We start from the raw sequence: 18,724 nt of genomic DNA on the forward strand, positions 1-18,724 counted from the left end.
GGTGGCAAAGTGAGTGGTTGGCAGCGTGCGTTTGTACTCCATTCAAGGCCTTACAGTGAGACGAGTTTATTACTCGATTTTTTTACTGAAGGCGAAGGAAAAATACGTTTACTTGCAAAAGGCGCTCGCCGTAATCGCTCACCATTAAGGGGCTGCTTACAGCCCTTCACACCTTTGCTAATCCGCTGGGGAGGCAAAGGTGAAATCAAAACCTTAATTAGTGCAGACCCGGTTTCTTTAGCCCTCCCTTTAACAGGAACCGTTCTATATAGCGGTTTATATCTTAATGAATTAACCGCGCGTGTATTAGAATTTGGTACACCATATTCTGCACTATTTTTTGATTATCTCTCCTGTTTACAAATTCTTGCTGCGAGTGAGCACACTCCTGAATTTGCCTTGCGTCGCTTTGAGCTAGCCTTGCTTTCTTACCTTGGTTATGGTGTTGATTTTTTACATTGTGCTGGTAGCGGGGAGCCCGTTTCTGACACAATGACTTACCGGTATAGAGAAGAAAAAGGATTTATTGGTAGTTTGGTTGTTGACCAGCTTAGTTTTACGGGTAAACAACTTAAAGCACTGGCAAGTCGCGAATTTCCTGATGCAGATACGCTTAAAGCAGCAAAACGTTTTACTCGACTTGCTTTAAAGCCTTATTTAGGTGGAAAACCTTTAAAAAGCCGAGAGTTATTTCGCCAGTTTACTTATTCGCCAGTTGTGCAGAACAAACAGAGTTGAAATTGTTTTTAATTTTATTTTTACCTAGTTTGTTATACCGCTAATACCCCTAATACCTCTATATATCCCTTTCTCATGTATCTTTTTAGCTGAACTGGCTTTATCAAACAATATATTTTTTTGTCGATATAAAATCTTACGAAGCGCTTCGCAAAAATTAAATACAACGACTGAAATAGGGTATGTATATTGGAATTTACTTCGAATGATGAGAGATTTATTCCCTCAGCACAGGAAATTACAGTAGGATAGTAGGCAGATAAGTTTATTAGCGTTTACTAATGAGGAATAAAAAATGGCAGAGCTTTTGTTAGGCGTAAATATCGACCATATTGCAACGGTTAGAAATGCAAGAGGAACTCAATATCCAGATCCTGTACAAGCTGCGTTCGTTGCTGAACAAGCGGGAGCTGATGGTATCACCATTCATTTACGTGAAGACCGCCGTCATATTACAGATAGAGATGTCACATTGCTAAATGAAACCATTCAAACTCGAATGAATCTTGAAATGGCGGTAACGGACGAAATGGTAGAGATTGCTTGTCGTATTAAGCCTGCATTCTGCTGTTTAGTACCTGAAAAACGGGAGGAAGTGACCACGGAAGGCGGTTTAGATGTCGCAGGGCAAAAACAGAAAGTTGCAGATGCTGTTAAACGCCTCACAGAAGCGGGTATTTTAGTTTCATTGTTTATTGATGCAGACCACGCACAAATTGATGCTGCGCAAGAGTGTGGTGCTCCGTTTATTGAAATCCATACAGGAGCCTATGCAGATGCTAAAACAGAACAGGAGCAAGAACTTGAGTTTCGCCGTATTCATGATGGCGTTATATATGCGGCGAGTAAAGGAATTAAAGTCAATGCAGGTCATGGCTTAACCTATCATAACGTTCAACGTATTGCTCAGTTACCTGAAATTTATGAGCTTAATATTGGTCATGCAATTATTGGCCGAGCATTGTTCAGTGGGTTAGCTCAAGCCGTTGCTGATATGAAAAAAATTCTGTTGGAAGCGCGTAAATAATGGCAATTGTAGGGTTAGGTACAGATATTGTGGAAATTGCTCGTATTGAGTCTATGATTGAACGTACAGGTGACAGCCTTGCTAAACGCATTTTAACGGAGGCTGAGTTAGTCCAGTACCAACAACAATCAAAGCCAGCTCGCTTTTTAGCAAAACGCTTTGCAGTTAAAGAAGCTGCAGCAAAAGCACTAGGTACGGGAATTCGCAATGGTCTAGCGTTTAATCAATTTGAAGTCACTAATGACAAGCTTGGGAAACCCTTATTGAGCTTAAGTGATGAGGCATTAACGTTGGCTAACTGTATACATGCAACACACTTTCATGTTTCGATTACCGATGAGCGGCATTATGCGGTAGCTACTGTGATAATTGAAAGTACTATGAAGAATTAAAGTCTTTCTAAGTAGTAGAAAAATATAGGTTATTTATTGCTTGTTTGATTAGCCAATAAATAACCTATTAATATAAAAGATATATTATCTGAAAATAGAATACAATACTTATTTTAAGTTAAATATCTATGCTTAACGCTATGAAATAAAATGGCCATTCAATCAGTTAATAAAGAATTGACTGGCTAATAATACATCGCTTTGTAATTAGTTTAATTAAAAACTATTTTCCATGGTGAAATTATATTATTCTCTTACAAATTTTCTAATTTCCCACTCTAAAGTTCGCTGAGATTGTTCATAAAAGAAGAAAAATCCATTTTCAGCATAAATTGCTGTTCCTTGTTTAGAGTTTCTTTTATAGTCAAGAGAGTCAAATAGTTTTATAGAACCATTTGCATAAATAGTAAATATATCTAATTTAGACTCAGTGGTGTTTGTACATATAAGGAATTGTTTGTTTTGATTTGGTTCATAAACAACTTGGAGGTCATCATGGAAAGTATCTAACACTCCATCTTGTACAAAATTTTTAAGATCTATTTTTCCATCTTTTGTTATTTCATAAATAACAAAAGACTTGTTCTTAGCTATACCAATAAAGTAATTATAGTCTTTTACAGTATAAACTAAACTTGTGCTGTAATAATTATTAAATTTACTTTTTTGAACGCTTTCACTTGATTTGGTCATAATGTCCCTCTTTGAAAATTGGTAAATGCGAGGGGTTAATGTATCAGAAAATATTTATTGTAATAGTAATAAATATTATCAGAATATAATGTTTATTAATCTTTGGTAATAAATTGTATAAGCGAAAACTTATATAAGCTTAAACTGATAAGAATTCATCATAGGAAGTAAGCTACTACTAAATATTATTATGTTTATTTTTTTTATAATGATGAATTCTTAAAGTAATCATAGAGGTTTAAATTTTGTCTGCGTGGTGGATCATAACAAATTTATCCCATAGCTGATCTTGGCTTTCGATATGATTGGGATCAATAATGATAGTATTGTTTATGGGACATACTGATTGGCAGGTAGGCTTATCGTAGTGCCCTACACATTCAGTGCATAGGTTTGAGTCAATCTCATAAATTTCGTCACCCATAAAAATTGCATCATTTGGGCATTCAGGTTCACACATATCACAATTGATACAGCGTTTTGTAATTAATAAAGACATATCAGTGACTTATACTCGACTAAGTTAAAAAATAGTAACTTATACCTTGCACCTATTCGTTACTTCTATTCAATTCTTGTGTTTTTGTGCAACCATTTTACATTGAAAAGCTTGAAAAAGTAATACTAAATTACAATACTTATTTTTCATATTATTTAAATGTAATTTTTTTAAGTTCATTGTTATGCAGAATGGCTATTTTTCCCTGAAAAATAGGAATATTCAAATCAAAATGGTTTGGTTAATGGAATGTAAGTGAGTTATTTGGTTTTACTAATATTTTTTTATTGCTGTTTGGTTATGGGTTTAGTATTAATTAAAACTGGATTATATTTTTAATAGGAAAGTTATGATTTAAAAAGTTTGAAAAGGAAACTGTTTTTAACTGAAAAGTTTTAATATTAAGATATTTTTTATTAATTAATGATAAAAAATTCTTTTTCGGGTATTATGGGAAGTATGTTTAATTATTATCAATAATGGCCTTATACTTGACCCTTATGTATTTTGAATTTTAACTGAAGTATAATTCGGTGTTATTATTCCTCTATTGAATAGCTATGGATTTTCTAGTTTTTATTTTTTCTGCTTGGCTATATATATGAATAAGACCATTAGCGATATAAAGTGTTGCTGATTGAATGGTATCTCTAACGTTGAAGTTATCAATATTGATCGGCTGTATACCCGCTTTATCATCTATTTGGTACAATTCGACAATTTTTTCATTTAAATTATAACCACATAAATATTGTTTATTTTTTACTGAATTATAGAATGCTTGAATGTTACTAAGGTAGGATTTCAGTTTTCCTTTTTGTACTGGAGCATTCGGGGCAACTTTACCATTATCTGCCATAGAGTATACAACGTAAGTTTTATCTTTTGAGTGCCCTAAAAAATAATTACGTTTAGCTGCACTAAAGGTCATCTTTGTTGGATAGAAATCTTCGAATGCTCCATTTTATACTAAGGTTCTAATAATAAGCATATATTTATTCCTTCCGTTGTTAATAATGAATAAGCCTAGTAATCATAAATAAGTTTGATTTAAAATAATCTTTATTATCAGTTCATTTCATATATCTAATTAATTGAATAAATATTCACAAAGAGTGAAAGTTATGATAAAAATAATAAAAAAGATAAAGGGTCAAAAATATGTTCGAAAATCTTGGCGTTCTTAACTTCTGGACTTATTTGGCAGGGTTAGTTTTAATCATTATTGTACCAGGACCTAACTCATTATATGTATTAAAAACAAGTACATCGAGTGGTACTCGGTTTGGTTATCGGGCTGCTCTAGGGGTATTTACTGGAGATGCAATATTAATTTTCCTGTCATTTATCGGTGTCGCTTCAGTGATTAAAGCATCCCCGACATTATTTATGATAGTTCGCTATTTAGGTGCGGCTTATCTACTATATTTAGGCGGTAAGATTTTATATAGCACATTTATGTATAAAAAATCGCAGCCAAACGGTATTGATGCTATCCCAATTAAAACAGAAAAACACTTTACTCGCGCTCTAGTGCTGAGCTTAACAAACCCGAAAGCAATTTTATTTTATATTTCTTTCTTTATACAATTTGTTGACTTTAATTACTCACATGCATGGGTACCTTACCTTGTACTTGCGACGATTTTAGAATTAGTGAGTTTTTTATACCTGAGCTTATTGATTTTTAGTGGCTATTTGATTGCGCGTTTTTTGCGTGAAAAGCAACTCCTTGCAAAGCTTGGAAATTGTACGGTAGGCGCTTTCTTTATGGGGTTTGCAGCTAAATTAGCGATTTTTAGCAATTAAAATTAGGTTGCTATTACAGAGACAAAAGCATTTTAATTGCGGTCATTCTAACATTTGAGGATAATCGCGTGTAAAACGCATTGACCAGAGGTAAGAGTGACGCAAATTGAAATTGATGAGTATTGGATGCAACAAGCTATTGAACTTGCGCTAAAAGCACAAGATCTTGGCGAAATTCCTGTTGGTGCGGTCTTAGTTAAAGACAATCGTTTAATTGCTTCAGGCTGGAATCGTTCGATTATTGACCATAATCCAACAGCACATGCTGAAATTATGGCTCTGCAACAAGCAGGGCAAGTGCTGTCAAATTATCGGTTATTGGATACCACATTATATGTAACGTTAGAGCCTTGCATTATGTGTGCAGGCGCAATGATCCACAGCCGTATTAATCGTGTCGTTTATGGTGCTAAGGATTTTAAAACTGGCGCTTGTGGTTCCTACCTAGATATTATGGGGCAAGCCGGGCTAAACCATTATGTGGATGTGACTGGTGGTGTTCTAGAAGAGCAATGTTCTTCAATGCTGAGTGCTTTTTTTAAATTGCGTAGAGCGCAAAAAAAAGAACAAAAGCGCTAACACAGTAAAATTTAGCGCACTTATTTTATTTCAGCATGATTTATAGCGAGTTTTCAGGTGCTTCTGGTGGCGAGATAGGTGTTTCATTATCGGTCTCATCGGTATTTTGTGATGGGTGTAATGAAAGTAAATATTTTCCTAATGGCAGCCTTTTTTCATCAAGAGTTTTAGATGGCCGCGCCGCAGAACTCATTTTCCCTAAATTCGTCATACTAACTTTTTCAGAAATAGGGGACTGATTTTGCATAGCTTGAGATTCAGTAGTGCTATGGTTCTCAGGAGAAATCAAATAAATAAGTGACTTCTGGGCAATATCAAGAGCATGCTGTTTTCTTTCTTGGCTTTGTAAGTAACCCACTAAACTTTGATGATAACGACGAATATTCTCAACGTAACGATAAGCTTCGTGGCCACGTGCATAACCATAAGTGAGTTGTGAGTAATATTTTTTCTGCGTCAATAAAGGTAAACGGGCTTTTACATCTAACCACCGGTTAGGGTCTCCGCCTAACATTTCAGTTAATTTACGGACATCCTGCATATGCCCATACCCCATATTATAGGCGGAAAGGGCAAACCAGATACGGTCATCCTCTTCGATGGTTTCAGGTAAACGCTCCATAATATAAGCAATATAAGCGGCGCCGCCCTTTATGCTTTCTTCCGGGTCTAACCTATCTGCAATACCCATTGTTGTTGCGGTTGGCTTTGTTAGCATCATTAGCCCGCGTACCCCCGTAGGTGAGGTCGCTAAAGGATCCCAATGGGACTCTTGCCATGCAATAGCCGCTAATAATTTCCAGTCAATTACCTGAGCATATTTTTCAAATAGAGGTTGATACTCGGGGAGTTTATTATCAATGGCTTTAATAAATGCCATTGTGTCGAAATAATCGAAAGACTCTACATGGCTAAAATATTTTTCATTAAGACGTGCAAGTAATTCGCTTTCATGGCTGATGTTGAAGAAATCAAGCAACGCAGCATCTAAACTGTTTTCTTTACTACGACGCATATACCAAGTAACAGCATGATCATCCAATAAATCAAAAGCAACCGCTAATTGCGGGTGAATACGTTGCTGTAGTGCAACGGCAATAGAGTCTTCTAATGTGTAGTCAACCTCACCATCGGCAACCATTTCAAGGATTTGATTGGTATTGTATTTTGAGGTTTCTTCCCACTTTAGGTTTGGGTATTCCTTGGCGAGTTCCTTCAAGGTACTTGCATGCGCCGTACCCGCTGTTACCAATAATTTACCCGTTATTTCATTGAAGTTTTTGGGGCGATTTGTTCCTTTGCGATAGACAAGTTGTTGAGTGACATTAAGATAACTTGGACCAGTTTTTGTTTTGGCTAAACGGTCTTTGTTATACAGTAAACCCGCAACCGCGATATCGGCATCGCCATTTTCAAGGTCATCAAATATTTGCTCGAATGTTGGGCGGATGGTTATCTTGAGTTTAACGCCTAAGTATGAGGCAAAGCCTTGAGCCAGCTCGTAGTCGAACCCACGCAGCTGTTTCTGCTCATCAATATAGATAAGTGGCGAGCTAACGGCACTAATACGTAATTCACCTTGAGAAATAATTTTATTAATTTGTGAATTCTGCGTATTGGGCCAGCGGACGTTAAAACCGATGACCATAGTTGCTAGTAGCGCGATGACCACGATAATTAAATAGTTAACTTTTAAGTTATTCAAATAATAGTTTCTCGTGCATTGACTGGTGCTGTATGTCCATAAAAGAGTATGGCTAAGTAATGGTTATAATTCCAGTAGTCGGCTATTTTGCTCAACATTTAGGAACGGTGCAACCTATATTATCGTATTTAGCACAGAATAATATTTAACTAATCGCTTTATTTTTAATCACGCAAACGGTTTCGTATTGATGAACATTGCTCTATAATGTGTTCCGGTTTCCCTGCTTTCATGTTCAGGGCTGGCGTTTAAAAGAGAGAAATTAAGACGATGGAAATTTTGCGTGGTTCACCTGCTCTATCAGCATTTCGTATTACCCGCCTTTTGGCGCTGTTTGCAGAAAAACAGCTTCCTGTCACGGATATCTATGCTGAGTATATGCACTTTGCTGAATTATCAGCGCCGTTGAGTGATAGTGAGCAAGGCAAACTGAGCAGTTTGTTAAAGTATGGTCCTTCTCTGGCTGAGCACGAGCCATTCGGTAAGCTTATTTTAGTCACTCCTCGTCCGGGAACTATCTCTCCGTGGTCTTCAAAAGCCACCGATATTGCACATAACTGTGGTCTTCGCCAAGTAAAGCGTATCGAACGCGGGATTGCTTATTATGTTCAAGGTGATGCATTGACCCAAGAACAGTGGCATGAAGTGATCGCTATTTTGCATGATCGCATGATGGAAAGCATTTTTTCTTCTTTTGAACAAGCGAGCGCACTGTTTGTGCAGCAACAGCCGGCACCAATGAAATCCATTGATGTGATTACAGGTGGCCGCCTTGCATTGGAAACAGCTAACAGGGAAATGGGGCTCGCGTTAGCCGATGACGAAATTGATTACCTGTTAGAGGCATTTACTGGGTTAAAACGTAATCCAACGGATGTTGAGCTCTATATGTTTGCGCAAGCAAACTCAGAACATTGCCGCCATAAAATCTTTAATGCAGACTGGGTAATTGATGGTGAAAAACAGCCTAAATCACTGTTTAAAATGATTAAAAATACGTTTGAAAAAACACCTGACCATGTTTTATCTGCTTATAAAGATAATGCCGCCGTTATGGAAGGTTCGTCTGTTGGCCGCTTTTTTCCTGAACCTGAAGGACGTACATACCGCTACCACCAAGAAGATGCTCATATCTTAATGAAGGTGGAAACTCATAACCACCCAACAGCGATTTCACCATGGCCGGGAGCAGCAACAGGCTCTGGCGGTGAAATTCGTGATGAAGGCGCAACAGGGCGCGGCGCGAAGCCAAAAGCTGGTTTAGTCGGTTTTTCTGTTTCTAACTTACGCATTCCCGGTTTTGAACAGCCTTGGGAAGAAGATTTTGGTAAACCAGAGCGCATTGTGACGGCTTTGGATATTATGATGGAAGGGCCATTAGGTGGGGCGGCATTCAATAATGAATTTGGTCGTCCTGCGCTATTAGGTTATTTCAGAACGTATGAAGAAAAAGTTAACAGCCACAATGGTGAAGAATTACGTGGTTACCATAAGCCTATTATGTTAGCGGGTGGTATCGGAAACATCCGTGCAGATCACGTACAAAAAGGCGATATTACGGTTGGTGCAAAACTGATTGTACTCGGTGGCCCTTCAATGAACATTGGGTTAGGTGGCGGGGCTGCATCATCAATGGCATCAGGCCAATCAGACGCAGATCTCGATTTTGCTTCGGTACAACGTGATAACGCCGAAATGGAACGCCGTTGCCAAGAAGTTATCGACCGTTGCTGGCAGCTTGGTGATGATAACCCTATCTTATTTATCCACGATGTGGGCGCAGGTGGTTTATCGAATGCCATGCCTGAGCTGGTGAGTGATGGTGGCCGCGGTGGACGTTTTGAGTTACGTAAAATTCTTAATGATGAACCGGGCATGAGCCCGCTAGAAGTTTGGTGTAATGAGTCTCAAGAGCGCTATGTGATGGCAGTTTCACCTGAGCAGCTTTCTGTCTTTACGGCGATTTGTGAACGTGAACGTGCGCCATTTGCCGTGATTGGGGAGGCGACTGAAGAGCGACATTTAACACTGAATGATGAACACTTTTCTAACCAACCTATAGATATGCCTTTGGATGTTTTACTTGGTAAAACACCAAAAATGCTGCGTGATGTAACAACATTAAAGGCAGAGCCCGATTCATTAGATAGAACAGCGATTAATTTAAATGAAGCGGTGAAGCGTGTTCTACATTTGCCTGCAGTAGCTGAAAAAACATTCTTAATCACCATTGGTGACCGCACAGTGACGGGTATGGTGGCACGTGATCAGATGGTTGGCCCATGGCAAATTCCTGTTGCTGACTGCGCGGTAACCACCGCTAGCTTAGATAGCTACTATGGGGAATCCATGTCAATAGGTGAAAGAACACCAGTAGCATTGGTAGACTTTGCTGCATCAGCACGAATGGCAGTTGGGGAAGCATTAACTAATATCGCATGTTCTTATGTGCAAGATTTAAAACGCGTTAAATTGTCGGCTAACTGGATGGCAGCGGCGGGGCACCCTGGTGAAGATGCTGGTCTATATGAAGCGGTTAAAGCGGTAGGAGAAGAACTTTGCCCTGCATTAGGTTTAACTATCCCAGTTGGTAAAGACTCCATGTCAATGAAAACGCGTTGGCAGCAAGATGGCGAAGAACGCGAAATGACCTCGCCACTTTCTTTGGTGATTAGTGCATTTGGTCGTGTTGAAGATGTTCGCTTGACAGTGACACCTGAATTAAAAGTAACTAATGATAATGCCTTGTTATTAATTGACCTTGGGCAAGGCAATAATGCGTTGGGCGGCTCTGCGCTCGCACAGGTATATCGTCAGTTAGGTAATAAAGCCCCTGATGTACGCAGTCCTGAAGTTTTACTTGGCTTCTTTAATACAATTCAGAAGTTATTATCAGAGCAAAAACTTCTAGCCTACCATGACCGCTCAGATGGTGGTTTATTCGTCACTTTAGTGGAAATGGCTTTTGCGGGTCATTGCGGTATTAATGTTGATATCAGCTCTTTTGATGAAGACACGCTTGCGGCGTTATTTAACGAAGAGCTAGGAGCAGTCATTCAAATTAATGAAGCCGATAGAGCGTATGTAGCGGAATGTTTTGAGCAAGCAGGGCTGGCAGGTTGCGTTCATTATTTAGGTTCTGCAATACATGATGATGTCGTGATTATTAATAGCCGAGATACGGTTGTATATCGTGAATCTCGTAGTTTATTGCGTCAATGGTGGGCTGAAACTACTTGGCAAATGCAACGCTTACGTGATAACGAAGTGTGTGCAGACGAAGAGCATGCGATGAAACAGGATAACCAGGACCCTGGTTTGAATGTGAAACTGACGTATGACATTGAAGAAGACATCGCAGCGCCGTTTATTTTGTCAGGCGTGCGCCCTAAAGTGGCTGTTTTACGCGAACAAGGCGTGAACTCGCATGTGGAAATGGCCGCCGCTTTTGACCGTGCTGGTTTTGATGCGGTTGATGTGCACATGAGTGATTTACTTGCAGGTAACTTGTCTTTGGAACAATTCCAAACATTGGTGGCTTGTGGTGGTTTCTCTTATGGGGACGTATTAGGTGCGGGTGAAGGTTGGGCAAAATCTATTTTATTCAATAATAAAGTTCGTGATGAATTTGCTACGTTCTTTAACCGCCCAGATACCTTATCTCTTGGGGTGTGTAATGGTTGCCAGATGATGTCGAACTTACATGAGCTGATCCCAGGTGCGGAATTCTGGCCTCGCTTTGTACGTAACCGTTCAGAACGTTTTGAAGCGCGCTTTAGTTTAGTAGAAATTGCGAATAGCCCATCGTTATTACTGCAAAATATGGCAGGCTCTCGTATGCCTATTGCTGTTTCTCATGGTGAAGGGCAAGTGGAAACACGTGCAGCGGCACATTTACAGCAATTAGAAGATAACGGGCTGGTGGCGATGCGTTTCGTGAATAACTATGGCCAAGTGACAGAGCAATATCCAGCTAACCCGAACGGGTCAGTTAATGGAATTACTTCGGTGACATCGAAAGACGGCCGTGCAACGATTATGATGCCGCATCCTGAGCGTGTTTTCCGTACGGTAAGCAACTCATGGCACCCTGAAAATTGGGGAGAGGACAGCCCATGGATGCGGATTTTCCGTAATGCACGTAAGCAATTAGGCTAATAAGTATTTTAATAAATTAGTCGCTGGGCTAATTTGAATACAAGCACTCTATCGTCAGGGATAAAACTAAAGCGATAGAGTGCTTTTTTATTATGTTATTTTTACAAATTATCATTTGTTTTTACTTTAGCTATATTTGAATGGATATGAATAATGCGAGTTTGTTTTTATTATTTAAATATTAATTAATTTTAAATTTATTTTATGAATAATTTTATTGATATATCAGATTAACTTCTTAATTAAAAGATAAATTAAATGTTAAATTATTAAATGTTAAATGCTACTAAGTCAATGAATGGCTCAGCAGTTTATATTCAAATGAATTTTGATAGGAGTTAATATGGATGCGATAAGTAAATTGAAGGAAATTATTGATTTTGAAAAGATAGTTGTAGATTCTAATTATCTTAATAAAGGACCAATATATATTAACTTAATGAAGAGAAATCTTAATTTAGGTGAAGCTAAAGGGCATGAAGTCAAATTGGAATATACTAATAATGTGTTTTTTTCAGGGGAAATAGAATCCAATTTATTTATAAAAGGGAATAAAAACAATAATATTTTAGATGCGGGTGTAATGAAAGCTTCTATTAATGGATATGGTGGGAACGATCATCTTATTTTTAGGTCGGGTGTTGCGAGAGGTGGGGATGGTGATGATAATTATTATTTACGCCGTTTTCAATGGAAGAATGTTAAAAATAAAAGTATAACTAAATTAAATGCGAGAATTGTTGAGAATACAAAAGGTCAGAGTGATGTTCACTTAGGGTATACTTTAAAGGAAATAGTTAACGTAAAATGCATAGGTAATGATCTAGTATTAACAATAAAGGCAAAATCGCCATATAAAATCTCAGATGTTTTAGTACTAAATATTACATTAAAAAATGCTTATCAAGATACTTTAAATGGGAAAAAACTAAAGCATCATTACCAGCTCTATACACATGATGGGTTTTGTTTAAATCCGATTTTAAATAATAATAGTGATAAGAAAAATTCGGAAAAATTTTATGAGATTACCTATCTTCAAGATAATGATTATCTTAAGAGAAGTAATGAAAGTGATAAAGTCAAAATCAATCAAGAAAAGCAAAGTATAATTATTAATAATCATGGGTACTGTTCTCCTTCATGGGGTTATTTCAATTTTAATGGAAATATTAAAAACCTAACTTATAGAGGTGGTGACGGTAATGATTATTTAACAATGGTTAATAGAAATAGTTATATTACAGCAACAAAAGGGAATGATATTTATCAATTAAAACCCAGTGATCTTATTCAATCAGAATTGACTATTAATCTAGGTAATTTGGAGGGAAGGGATGCTCGTGATAGTAGCATTATTATAAAATCACCTGATGAATATGGAGGTCAGTTACATACAGACGGTCAATCAATATATTTTACCAATATGTTTAATGATAGAAAACTGGATATCAAATTTGTCGGTTATGAAAATAAGGACTTTCAGCATATATATATTAAGGATGCAAATGATAATTTAATTAAGATTAATTTAAATAGCAAAGGGCATGAAATAGTAACTAAAAAGACAACCGGTTTATTTACTGAACAATCGGATATATTCTATCTTAGAAGAGGTGAATCCTATCAAGGTGCTATTATTGATGCACTAGGTGGGGATGATGAAATTAATAATTATAGTGAGAAAGGTGTGATTGCTAATGGCGGTAATGGTAACGACAAACTGATAGCCTATAAGGGAATGAATGTTTTATATGGTGGGCAGGGGAATGATGTAGTTAATGGCGGTAAGCAAGGGGATTTATTACTTTCTGATTTAGGTAATGATATTTTAAATGGCAATCATGGTAATGACCACTATATTGTTGATGGTTCCAAAGGTACTGGAACAACAATTATTGATGATACCAATGGTATTAATGATATCCACTTAATGTATTTTAATAAAAAATATAAAGAAGTAGAAGAAAATGGAATGAAGTATCAGGTGTTTAAGTCAATTTCAACATTACGTGAGGTGAAAATAAAGATAATATCGTCTAACGAAATAAATAGAAATCACATTCACCATTATGACAAACTTCCTGATAATATTCCTAACGATGTTAAAGAAAGTATGAGCCATATGGTAAGGTATCTAGCTGAGCACAAGCAGTACTGGAAAAGAGAACATCCATTATTACCATGGCAGCCGATGCTTGCTTTTAAAGATTTTTTTGAAAATACAGAGCACTCAAAAATAGATTTATCTTTACCTGAAATTAATATTGCGGAGGATTCAAATCCTTCTCAGTTAGTTATAAATTTAACAAAAAATCAATATAAAATAGCTGATGAAAGCCAACATGGACGAGTATTTAAAGCAAAGATGAATATAGGCAGTATATCTATGGCACACAATGCTGCTGGTCATAATGTTTTATATGCAGACGAAGGAAATATTGATTTATTTGGTGGTGCTGGGAATGATGTGCTTATTGCAAATGGTCATAATGGATTGTTAAGTGACAATAAAGGGGAGAATACATTTATTGTTAATGGGGAATTCACAGGGGAAAGCGTTATCCATCGCTATAGTGATAAAGACACAATACACTTAATTAGCTTTAATAAAACACCAGAAATATTAGAACCTGATAACCAAAATGAAATGGCTCGCTATGTGTTCAGTTCAGAGTCCGGTTATAAAGTTACTCTTATCCAGCACAAAAATAATCAAGCACCAGTCGTTATTCATCATAATTCCTTGCCGGGTGCCCAAAAATATACGACAGCACAAAAGCTTGATTATTTAGTGAATACTTTAGCTGAAATGCGATTACAAGATGAATATAACAGCGTTGGGACTCATGATTTTGAAAGAATAAATAGTGATTGGCAACCTACTCAGCTTGTGAACAATTTTTTGTCAAAAAGGTAAGTTTATAAAGAATAGTCTATTAATACGTTGCTTTTTTTAAACTTTATAAAAAGATTGAATAAAATTAAAAGCCCTAAAATTTTTGTTGGTTTTAGGGCTTAACTAAGAAACATATTTAGCGCCATTTAGGCCCAAAAACGGTTGATTTGCTCACGTAATGCTTCTGCCGTTTTTTTACCCTTATCGCCCACTAATGCACGGCCAGCAATAAAGGCTTTGGCCTTGATACCGTTAAATAAATGGATATCCTCCGGCACGATACCGCCAGTAATGGACAGTTCTAGCCCTAAATCAGACAGTTTTCGCATTTTTTCGATATCTTCATTGGTCCAGCCAATACCGGCGAGTTCAGCATCGCGGGAGCGGTGGTAAATCGCTTGGGAAATACCTAAATCGACCCAATTTTTGGCATCTTCAAAAGTCCAATTACCATAAATTTCAATTTGGATCTCACGATTAAACTCATCGGCAACTTTTTTGCAGGCAGCAATAGTGGCAATATGCGCCGCGGCTGAGACTGTGATCCAATCTGCTCCTGCTTCAAATGCCATTCTCGATAAAATGGCTCCCCCATCGGTGGTTTTCATATCGCAAACCAGAATGTGATTAGGGTATTTTTGACGTAAAGTAGAGACCGCATTCATGCCATCAGCGAACGCTAAAATTGTACCCACCTCAATAATATCAACGAAAGTGTGTACATTTTCAGCCACTTCGAGTGCGGCAGGTAAGTTGGTTTGGTCTAATGCAATTTGGATCAAAGGCTTTGTCATTGTGATTGTCCTAAAATATTTTCATGGATTAGACGCGCAAGGCCATCACCGTTATTATCTGTAGCACAGATAGCATTCGCATGGGATTTCACCGTGTCATCGGCATTTTTCATTGCTACGCCTAGGCCCGCTAGCTCAATCATGGAGATATCGTTGTGGTTATCACCAACAGCGATAACTTGGTTTGAGTTATAACCCTGAGAGTTAAGATATTCTGCTAAACGCGTTCCTTTGTTATTGCCTTTTGCGGCAAAGTCGAAACGGTTTGACCATGATTTTTCGGCATTAAAAGTTTGTTTAATCCAAGGGGAATTTAAGAAACGTTCTAACGTAGACGGTTCACCTTCGACGACGAACTTCCAAATATAGTCAGCCTGCTGGACTTGTTCTTCAAATGAATCAATGCGATAAATTTTCGGTGGATGAGCCATGGTTGGGTCGTTAGCCCACTGTTCCATTGCACTCATGTAATCGATAGGGTCGATTTTTGAATACACCATGGCATCGGTGATGTACATCACCATTTTCAGTTTATCGTTCTGTGCTAATTCGATGAATGTCAGTGCATTCTCTTTGGTAAGGGCATTGTGCGTGATAACTTTTTCATTTTGGTAATCATAGATATAAGTACCATTGCAACAAATAATCGGCGTAGTTAGCCCGAGTTCATCATAGTAGGGACGGGCAGCAGTATGGTGGCGACCAGTGACTATCATGACGTGGCATTGTTTTGCTGCTTGTTGAATGGCTTGTTTGACTGCAGGGTGGATCGTATGTTCTTGAGTTAAAGCCGTTCCATCCAAATCAAGCGCTAATACGTTATACATAGTTGATTACCTCTATCGCTAATTAATGATTTTCTTTTATTTTCATTAAATTAGCATAATGCTTGATCAATAACCTGATAAACATCATCAATCGTGCGGCAACGGCGTAGTTTTTCAAGATCAACGCCGGTTTCACTGTCTTCATCATCGAGAACACGAGTGACTTCCATCAGACCTTCCATATGTTCATCGGATGAACTGCCTGCCAAGGTGATAAGTACGTCAACAGGCTCATCTTCGCCATCAAAAACAATCGGTTTTTCCAGTGTGACTAAAGCAAAAGCGGTTTTTAGTACCCCGTCTTCAGGCCTTGCGTGAGGAAGCGCTAAATTAGGTGCGATACAAATATAAGGCCCAAGTTTTTCAATACTGTTGATAATTGCTTTATGATAGCTAGGTTTTATCGCACCTGAAGCGATGAGCAAGTCTGTGCCTATCTTAATGGCATCACGCCAGTTATCAGCGGATGCTTGTAGCTGTATCGAATTATTGTCGATTAATGATTGTTTAAATCCCATCATTGCCTTCCTATTTTTATACATTAAGTGAATAGATACCGTTATGAGCGATATCTATACCCATGAGTGATGCTATTTATTCCCTATAAAATTGGTATGTATGATATCGAGTAGTTCATCACCAAATGAGTTGGGGTTGAGCATATTTTGTACGCCAAGAATGAATTTACCATCACCCGGATCCATTTCTGCACTAAGGTGTTTAGAGGAAACGATAATATCAGTTGCTGGTAATTTCGATTTATAATCGGAGACTGCACAAGAATCCATTACATGAGGAATGCCTTTCTTTTCGAGGTACTGGCCAATTTTCATTTTCATCATCATGGACGAGCCTTGTCCATTGCCGCAAACCGCTAAGATACGTACAGGCTTAGTACCATTATGTTCAATAGATGCAGCTTCGACTTCTTCATTGGTTTCCATTTCAGTTTCGATTGGGTTTTGTGCATCTTCTTCGGCGCGAAGTTTCTTTGCAGCAAAATACATATAGACAAGGGAGAGGGCGACAACGACAAAGAAGAACATTTTAGAGAAGGACAAACCTTGCATAATGACAGGGAAGGCGAGGGCCCAGTCGGCCATACCCATCCAACCACTAAAGTCCGTACCTTGGCTATTAATTAAGCTGATTGCCCAAGCTGAACCCAATACTTCAATGATACCCATCACGAAACACACTTTCATGACGGCTTTCCAACCCCCAAAATGGTTGGCAAAAATACCGATAGTGGCGTTCGAGAAGAACATAGGGATAAAGCCTGGAATGATCATAATGGGGGAGTTGAATGCCAACATACCGAGTACCGCAACAAATTGCCCGATAGCACCCCACATAAAACCAAATACCATGGCATTAGGGGAGAATGCATAGATAGCGGCGCAGTCAATCGCAAGAACAGCATTGGGGATCACGCGCTCTGAAATACCTTTGAAAGCTTCAGATAATTCAGCGACAAACATGCGTACACCGGTAACAATGATTTGGATGGCAACGGCAAATTTTAAACCCGTTTCAATGATATAAATAGTCCAGTGAGTGGTACCTGCCATGGTTTGTAGGTTGGGAATGCCAAAAGAAATCAGAATAACGCCAAAGAATAAGGTCATCACAATGGCGGTGGCGGAAATGCTGTCATGGAATATATGCAACCATTTGGGCAGTTTTAAATTATCTACGCTGTCTTTTTTATCGCCCAGTTTCGGAGCAACTTTGGTTGCTATCCATGAGGCAAATTGTTGCTGATGACCAATTGAGAATCCGGCTCCACCCGTCACTTCTTGCGTCGGTTTAAACATAATATTGGAAGAAATCCCCCAATACAGCGCCATTAATACCGCAGAATAAATAATGGTTTCCCACATGCTCGTCCCGAGTACAAAATAGAAAACAGCGATCAAGCCTGCTTGTTGAAACATAATATGCCCTGTCAGCATAATGGTACGAATACCGGTGACGCGGCGGAAAAGGACTAAAAGAATATTAATTGCGAGAGCTAACAACACGGTATAGCCCACCCATGAATAGTTATCTCCCATCGCTTCCATGGTGGCCATCATTGATGTATATGGGTCAATAACTGACCCTGTAAGTCCATGGTATTCAGACATTTTTTCGATGACGGGTTTAAAACTGGACACTAAGGTACTGGCACCCACGCCAACTAGCATAAAACCAACAATCGTTTTGATTGTCCCTTTGAGGATTGTCGTGCCATCGCGCTTTAATAGCCAATAACCGATAAATGTGACTAAGCCTAATAATAGAGGCGCTTTTGTCATTACTTGGCTGTAAAAAATATAGAAAGCGTCGTATAAAAAATCCATATTTTTACCTCTAATCAAATTGTATTTGTAATTTATCTGGGTCAGAGATTAATCATATTGATCGTATCTGGTGTTATTGCGATATAATCATTTAAAGCGACTAATCAGTCTCGCAAAAATCAAATGTGATCATATGTAATCATGAATTGCTCTTTTTTGATTGTTCTCATTTGTGCGTTTTTTTACCAGCAAAAAAATAAATAAATGGCGACCTGATCACGTAAAATTTAAAATTATCTTATATATCAATAGAGTAAAT

15 protein-coding genes are annotated in these 18,724 nt (G+C 38.0%); 7 read left to right on the forward strand and 8 right to left on the reverse strand.

Annotated elements, in window-relative coordinates:
• Positions 1-9 precede the first annotated feature (9 nt).
• From recO to acpS, 3 genes are all read left to right on the forward strand, one after another.
• Entirely contained in the window at positions 10-738 is a 729-nt protein-coding gene (recO, locus tag PR725_RS03835; protein WP_004912788.1) for a DNA repair protein RecO, read from the forward strand.
• 295 nt (positions 739-1,033) lie between these two features.
• On the forward strand, positions 1,034-1,765 hold the full coding sequence (gene pdxJ / locus PR725_RS03840) for a pyridoxine 5'-phosphate synthase (RefSeq protein ID WP_004912787.1): 732 nt from the start codon (positions 1,034-1,036) through the stop codon (positions 1,763-1,765).
• Complete coding sequence (acpS, locus tag PR725_RS03845) at positions 1,765-2,157, forward strand: holo-ACP synthase (RefSeq protein ID WP_004912785.1); 393 nt, start codon at positions 1,765-1,767, stop codon at positions 2,155-2,157. Before pdxJ ends, acpS begins: the two co-directional genes overlap by 1 nt.
• Before the next feature lie 246 nt (positions 2,158-2,403).
• On the opposite strand, the gene PR725_RS03850 is transcribed toward acpS, so the two are convergent.
• The 3 genes from PR725_RS03850 to PR725_RS03860 form a co-directional block, all read right to left on the reverse strand.
• Positions 2,404-2,850, reverse strand: coding sequence for a hypothetical protein (locus tag PR725_RS03850; RefSeq protein ID WP_004912779.1), 447 nt, complete (start codon positions 2,848-2,850; stop codon positions 2,404-2,406).
• A gap of 238 nt (positions 2,851-3,088) precedes the next feature.
• On the reverse strand, positions 3,089-3,349 hold the full coding sequence (locus PR725_RS03855) for a YfhL family 4Fe-4S dicluster ferredoxin (protein ID WP_004912777.1): 261 nt from the start codon (positions 3,347-3,349) through the stop codon (positions 3,089-3,091).
• Between the two features lie 547 nt (positions 3,350-3,896).
• The gene (locus PR725_RS03860; RefSeq protein ID WP_272567654.1) at positions 3,897-4,280 is read right to left on the reverse strand and encodes an XRE family transcriptional regulator; all 384 of its coding nucleotides are present in this window, start codon (positions 4,278-4,280) and stop codon (positions 3,897-3,899) included.
• Between the two features lie 230 nt (positions 4,281-4,510).
• On the opposite strand from PR725_RS03860, the gene leuE reads away from it, so the two are divergent.
• Together leuE and tadA are read left to right on the forward strand one after the other, a co-directional pair.
• Entirely contained in the window at positions 4,511-5,158 is a 648-nt protein-coding gene (gene leuE / locus PR725_RS03865) for a leucine efflux protein LeuE (RefSeq protein WP_004912773.1), read from the forward strand.
• A gap of 96 nt (positions 5,159-5,254) precedes the next feature.
• Positions 5,255-5,737, forward strand: a complete 483-nt coding sequence (gene tadA / locus PR725_RS03870) for a tRNA adenosine(34) deaminase TadA (RefSeq protein WP_109911452.1) — start codon at positions 5,255-5,257, stop codon at positions 5,735-5,737.
• A 40-nt stretch (positions 5,738-5,777) separates the two neighbouring features.
• Here the strand turns inward: tadA and mltF are convergent, their stop codons facing one another.
• The gene (mltF, locus tag PR725_RS03875; protein ID WP_109911453.1) at positions 5,778-7,442 is read right to left on the reverse strand and encodes a membrane-bound lytic murein transglycosylase MltF; all 1,665 of its coding nucleotides are present in this window, start codon (positions 7,440-7,442) and stop codon (positions 5,778-5,780) included.
• A 270-nt stretch (positions 7,443-7,712) separates the two neighbouring features.
• Here mltF and purL point away from each other — a divergent pair, with 270 nt between their 5' ends.
• Together purL and PR725_RS03885 are read left to right on the forward strand one after the other, a co-directional pair.
• Positions 7,713-11,600 (forward strand): phosphoribosylformylglycinamidine synthase, encoded by a 3,888-nt coding sequence (gene purL / locus PR725_RS03880; RefSeq protein WP_109911454.1) that lies wholly within the window; start codon positions 7,713-7,715, stop codon positions 11,598-11,600.
• Positions 11,601-11,943: 343 nt separating this feature from the next.
• The gene (locus tag PR725_RS03885; protein WP_272567660.1) at positions 11,944-14,520 is read left to right on the forward strand and encodes a calcium-binding protein; all 2,577 of its coding nucleotides are present in this window, start codon (positions 11,944-11,946) and stop codon (positions 14,518-14,520) included.
• Positions 14,521-14,645: 125 nt separating this feature from the next.
• Here the strand turns inward: PR725_RS03885 and PR725_RS03890 are convergent, their stop codons facing one another.
• The 4 genes from PR725_RS03890 to PR725_RS03905 form a co-directional block, all read right to left on the reverse strand.
• A complete protein-coding gene (locus PR725_RS03890; RefSeq protein ID WP_109911456.1) occupies positions 14,646-15,293 on the reverse strand; it encodes a 3-keto-L-gulonate-6-phosphate decarboxylase UlaD in 648 nt (215 codons plus the stop codon).
• Positions 15,290-16,120 carry a Cof-type HAD-IIB family hydrolase gene (locus PR725_RS03895; protein ID WP_109911457.1) on the reverse strand — a complete coding sequence of 277 codons (831 nt, stop codon included), beginning with the start codon at positions 16,118-16,120 and terminating at the stop codon, positions 15,290-15,292. Before PR725_RS03895 ends, PR725_RS03890 begins: the two co-directional genes overlap by 4 nt.
• Positions 16,121-16,170: 50 nt before the next feature.
• The gene (locus PR725_RS03900) at positions 16,171-16,638 is read right to left on the reverse strand and encodes a PTS sugar transporter subunit IIA (protein ID WP_109911458.1); all 468 of its coding nucleotides are present in this window, start codon (positions 16,636-16,638) and stop codon (positions 16,171-16,173) included.
• Between the two features lie 72 nt (positions 16,639-16,710).
• Entirely contained in the window at positions 16,711-18,465 is a 1,755-nt protein-coding gene (locus tag PR725_RS03905; protein ID WP_109911459.1) for a PTS ascorbate-specific subunit IIBC, read from the reverse strand.
• Between the last annotated feature and the right edge of the window lie 259 nt (positions 18,466-18,724).

This window comes from Providencia sp. PROV255 (assembly GCF_028478065.1).
GTDB classification, from domain to species: domain Bacteria; phylum Pseudomonadota; class Gammaproteobacteria; order Enterobacterales; family Enterobacteriaceae; genus Providencia; species Providencia rettgeri.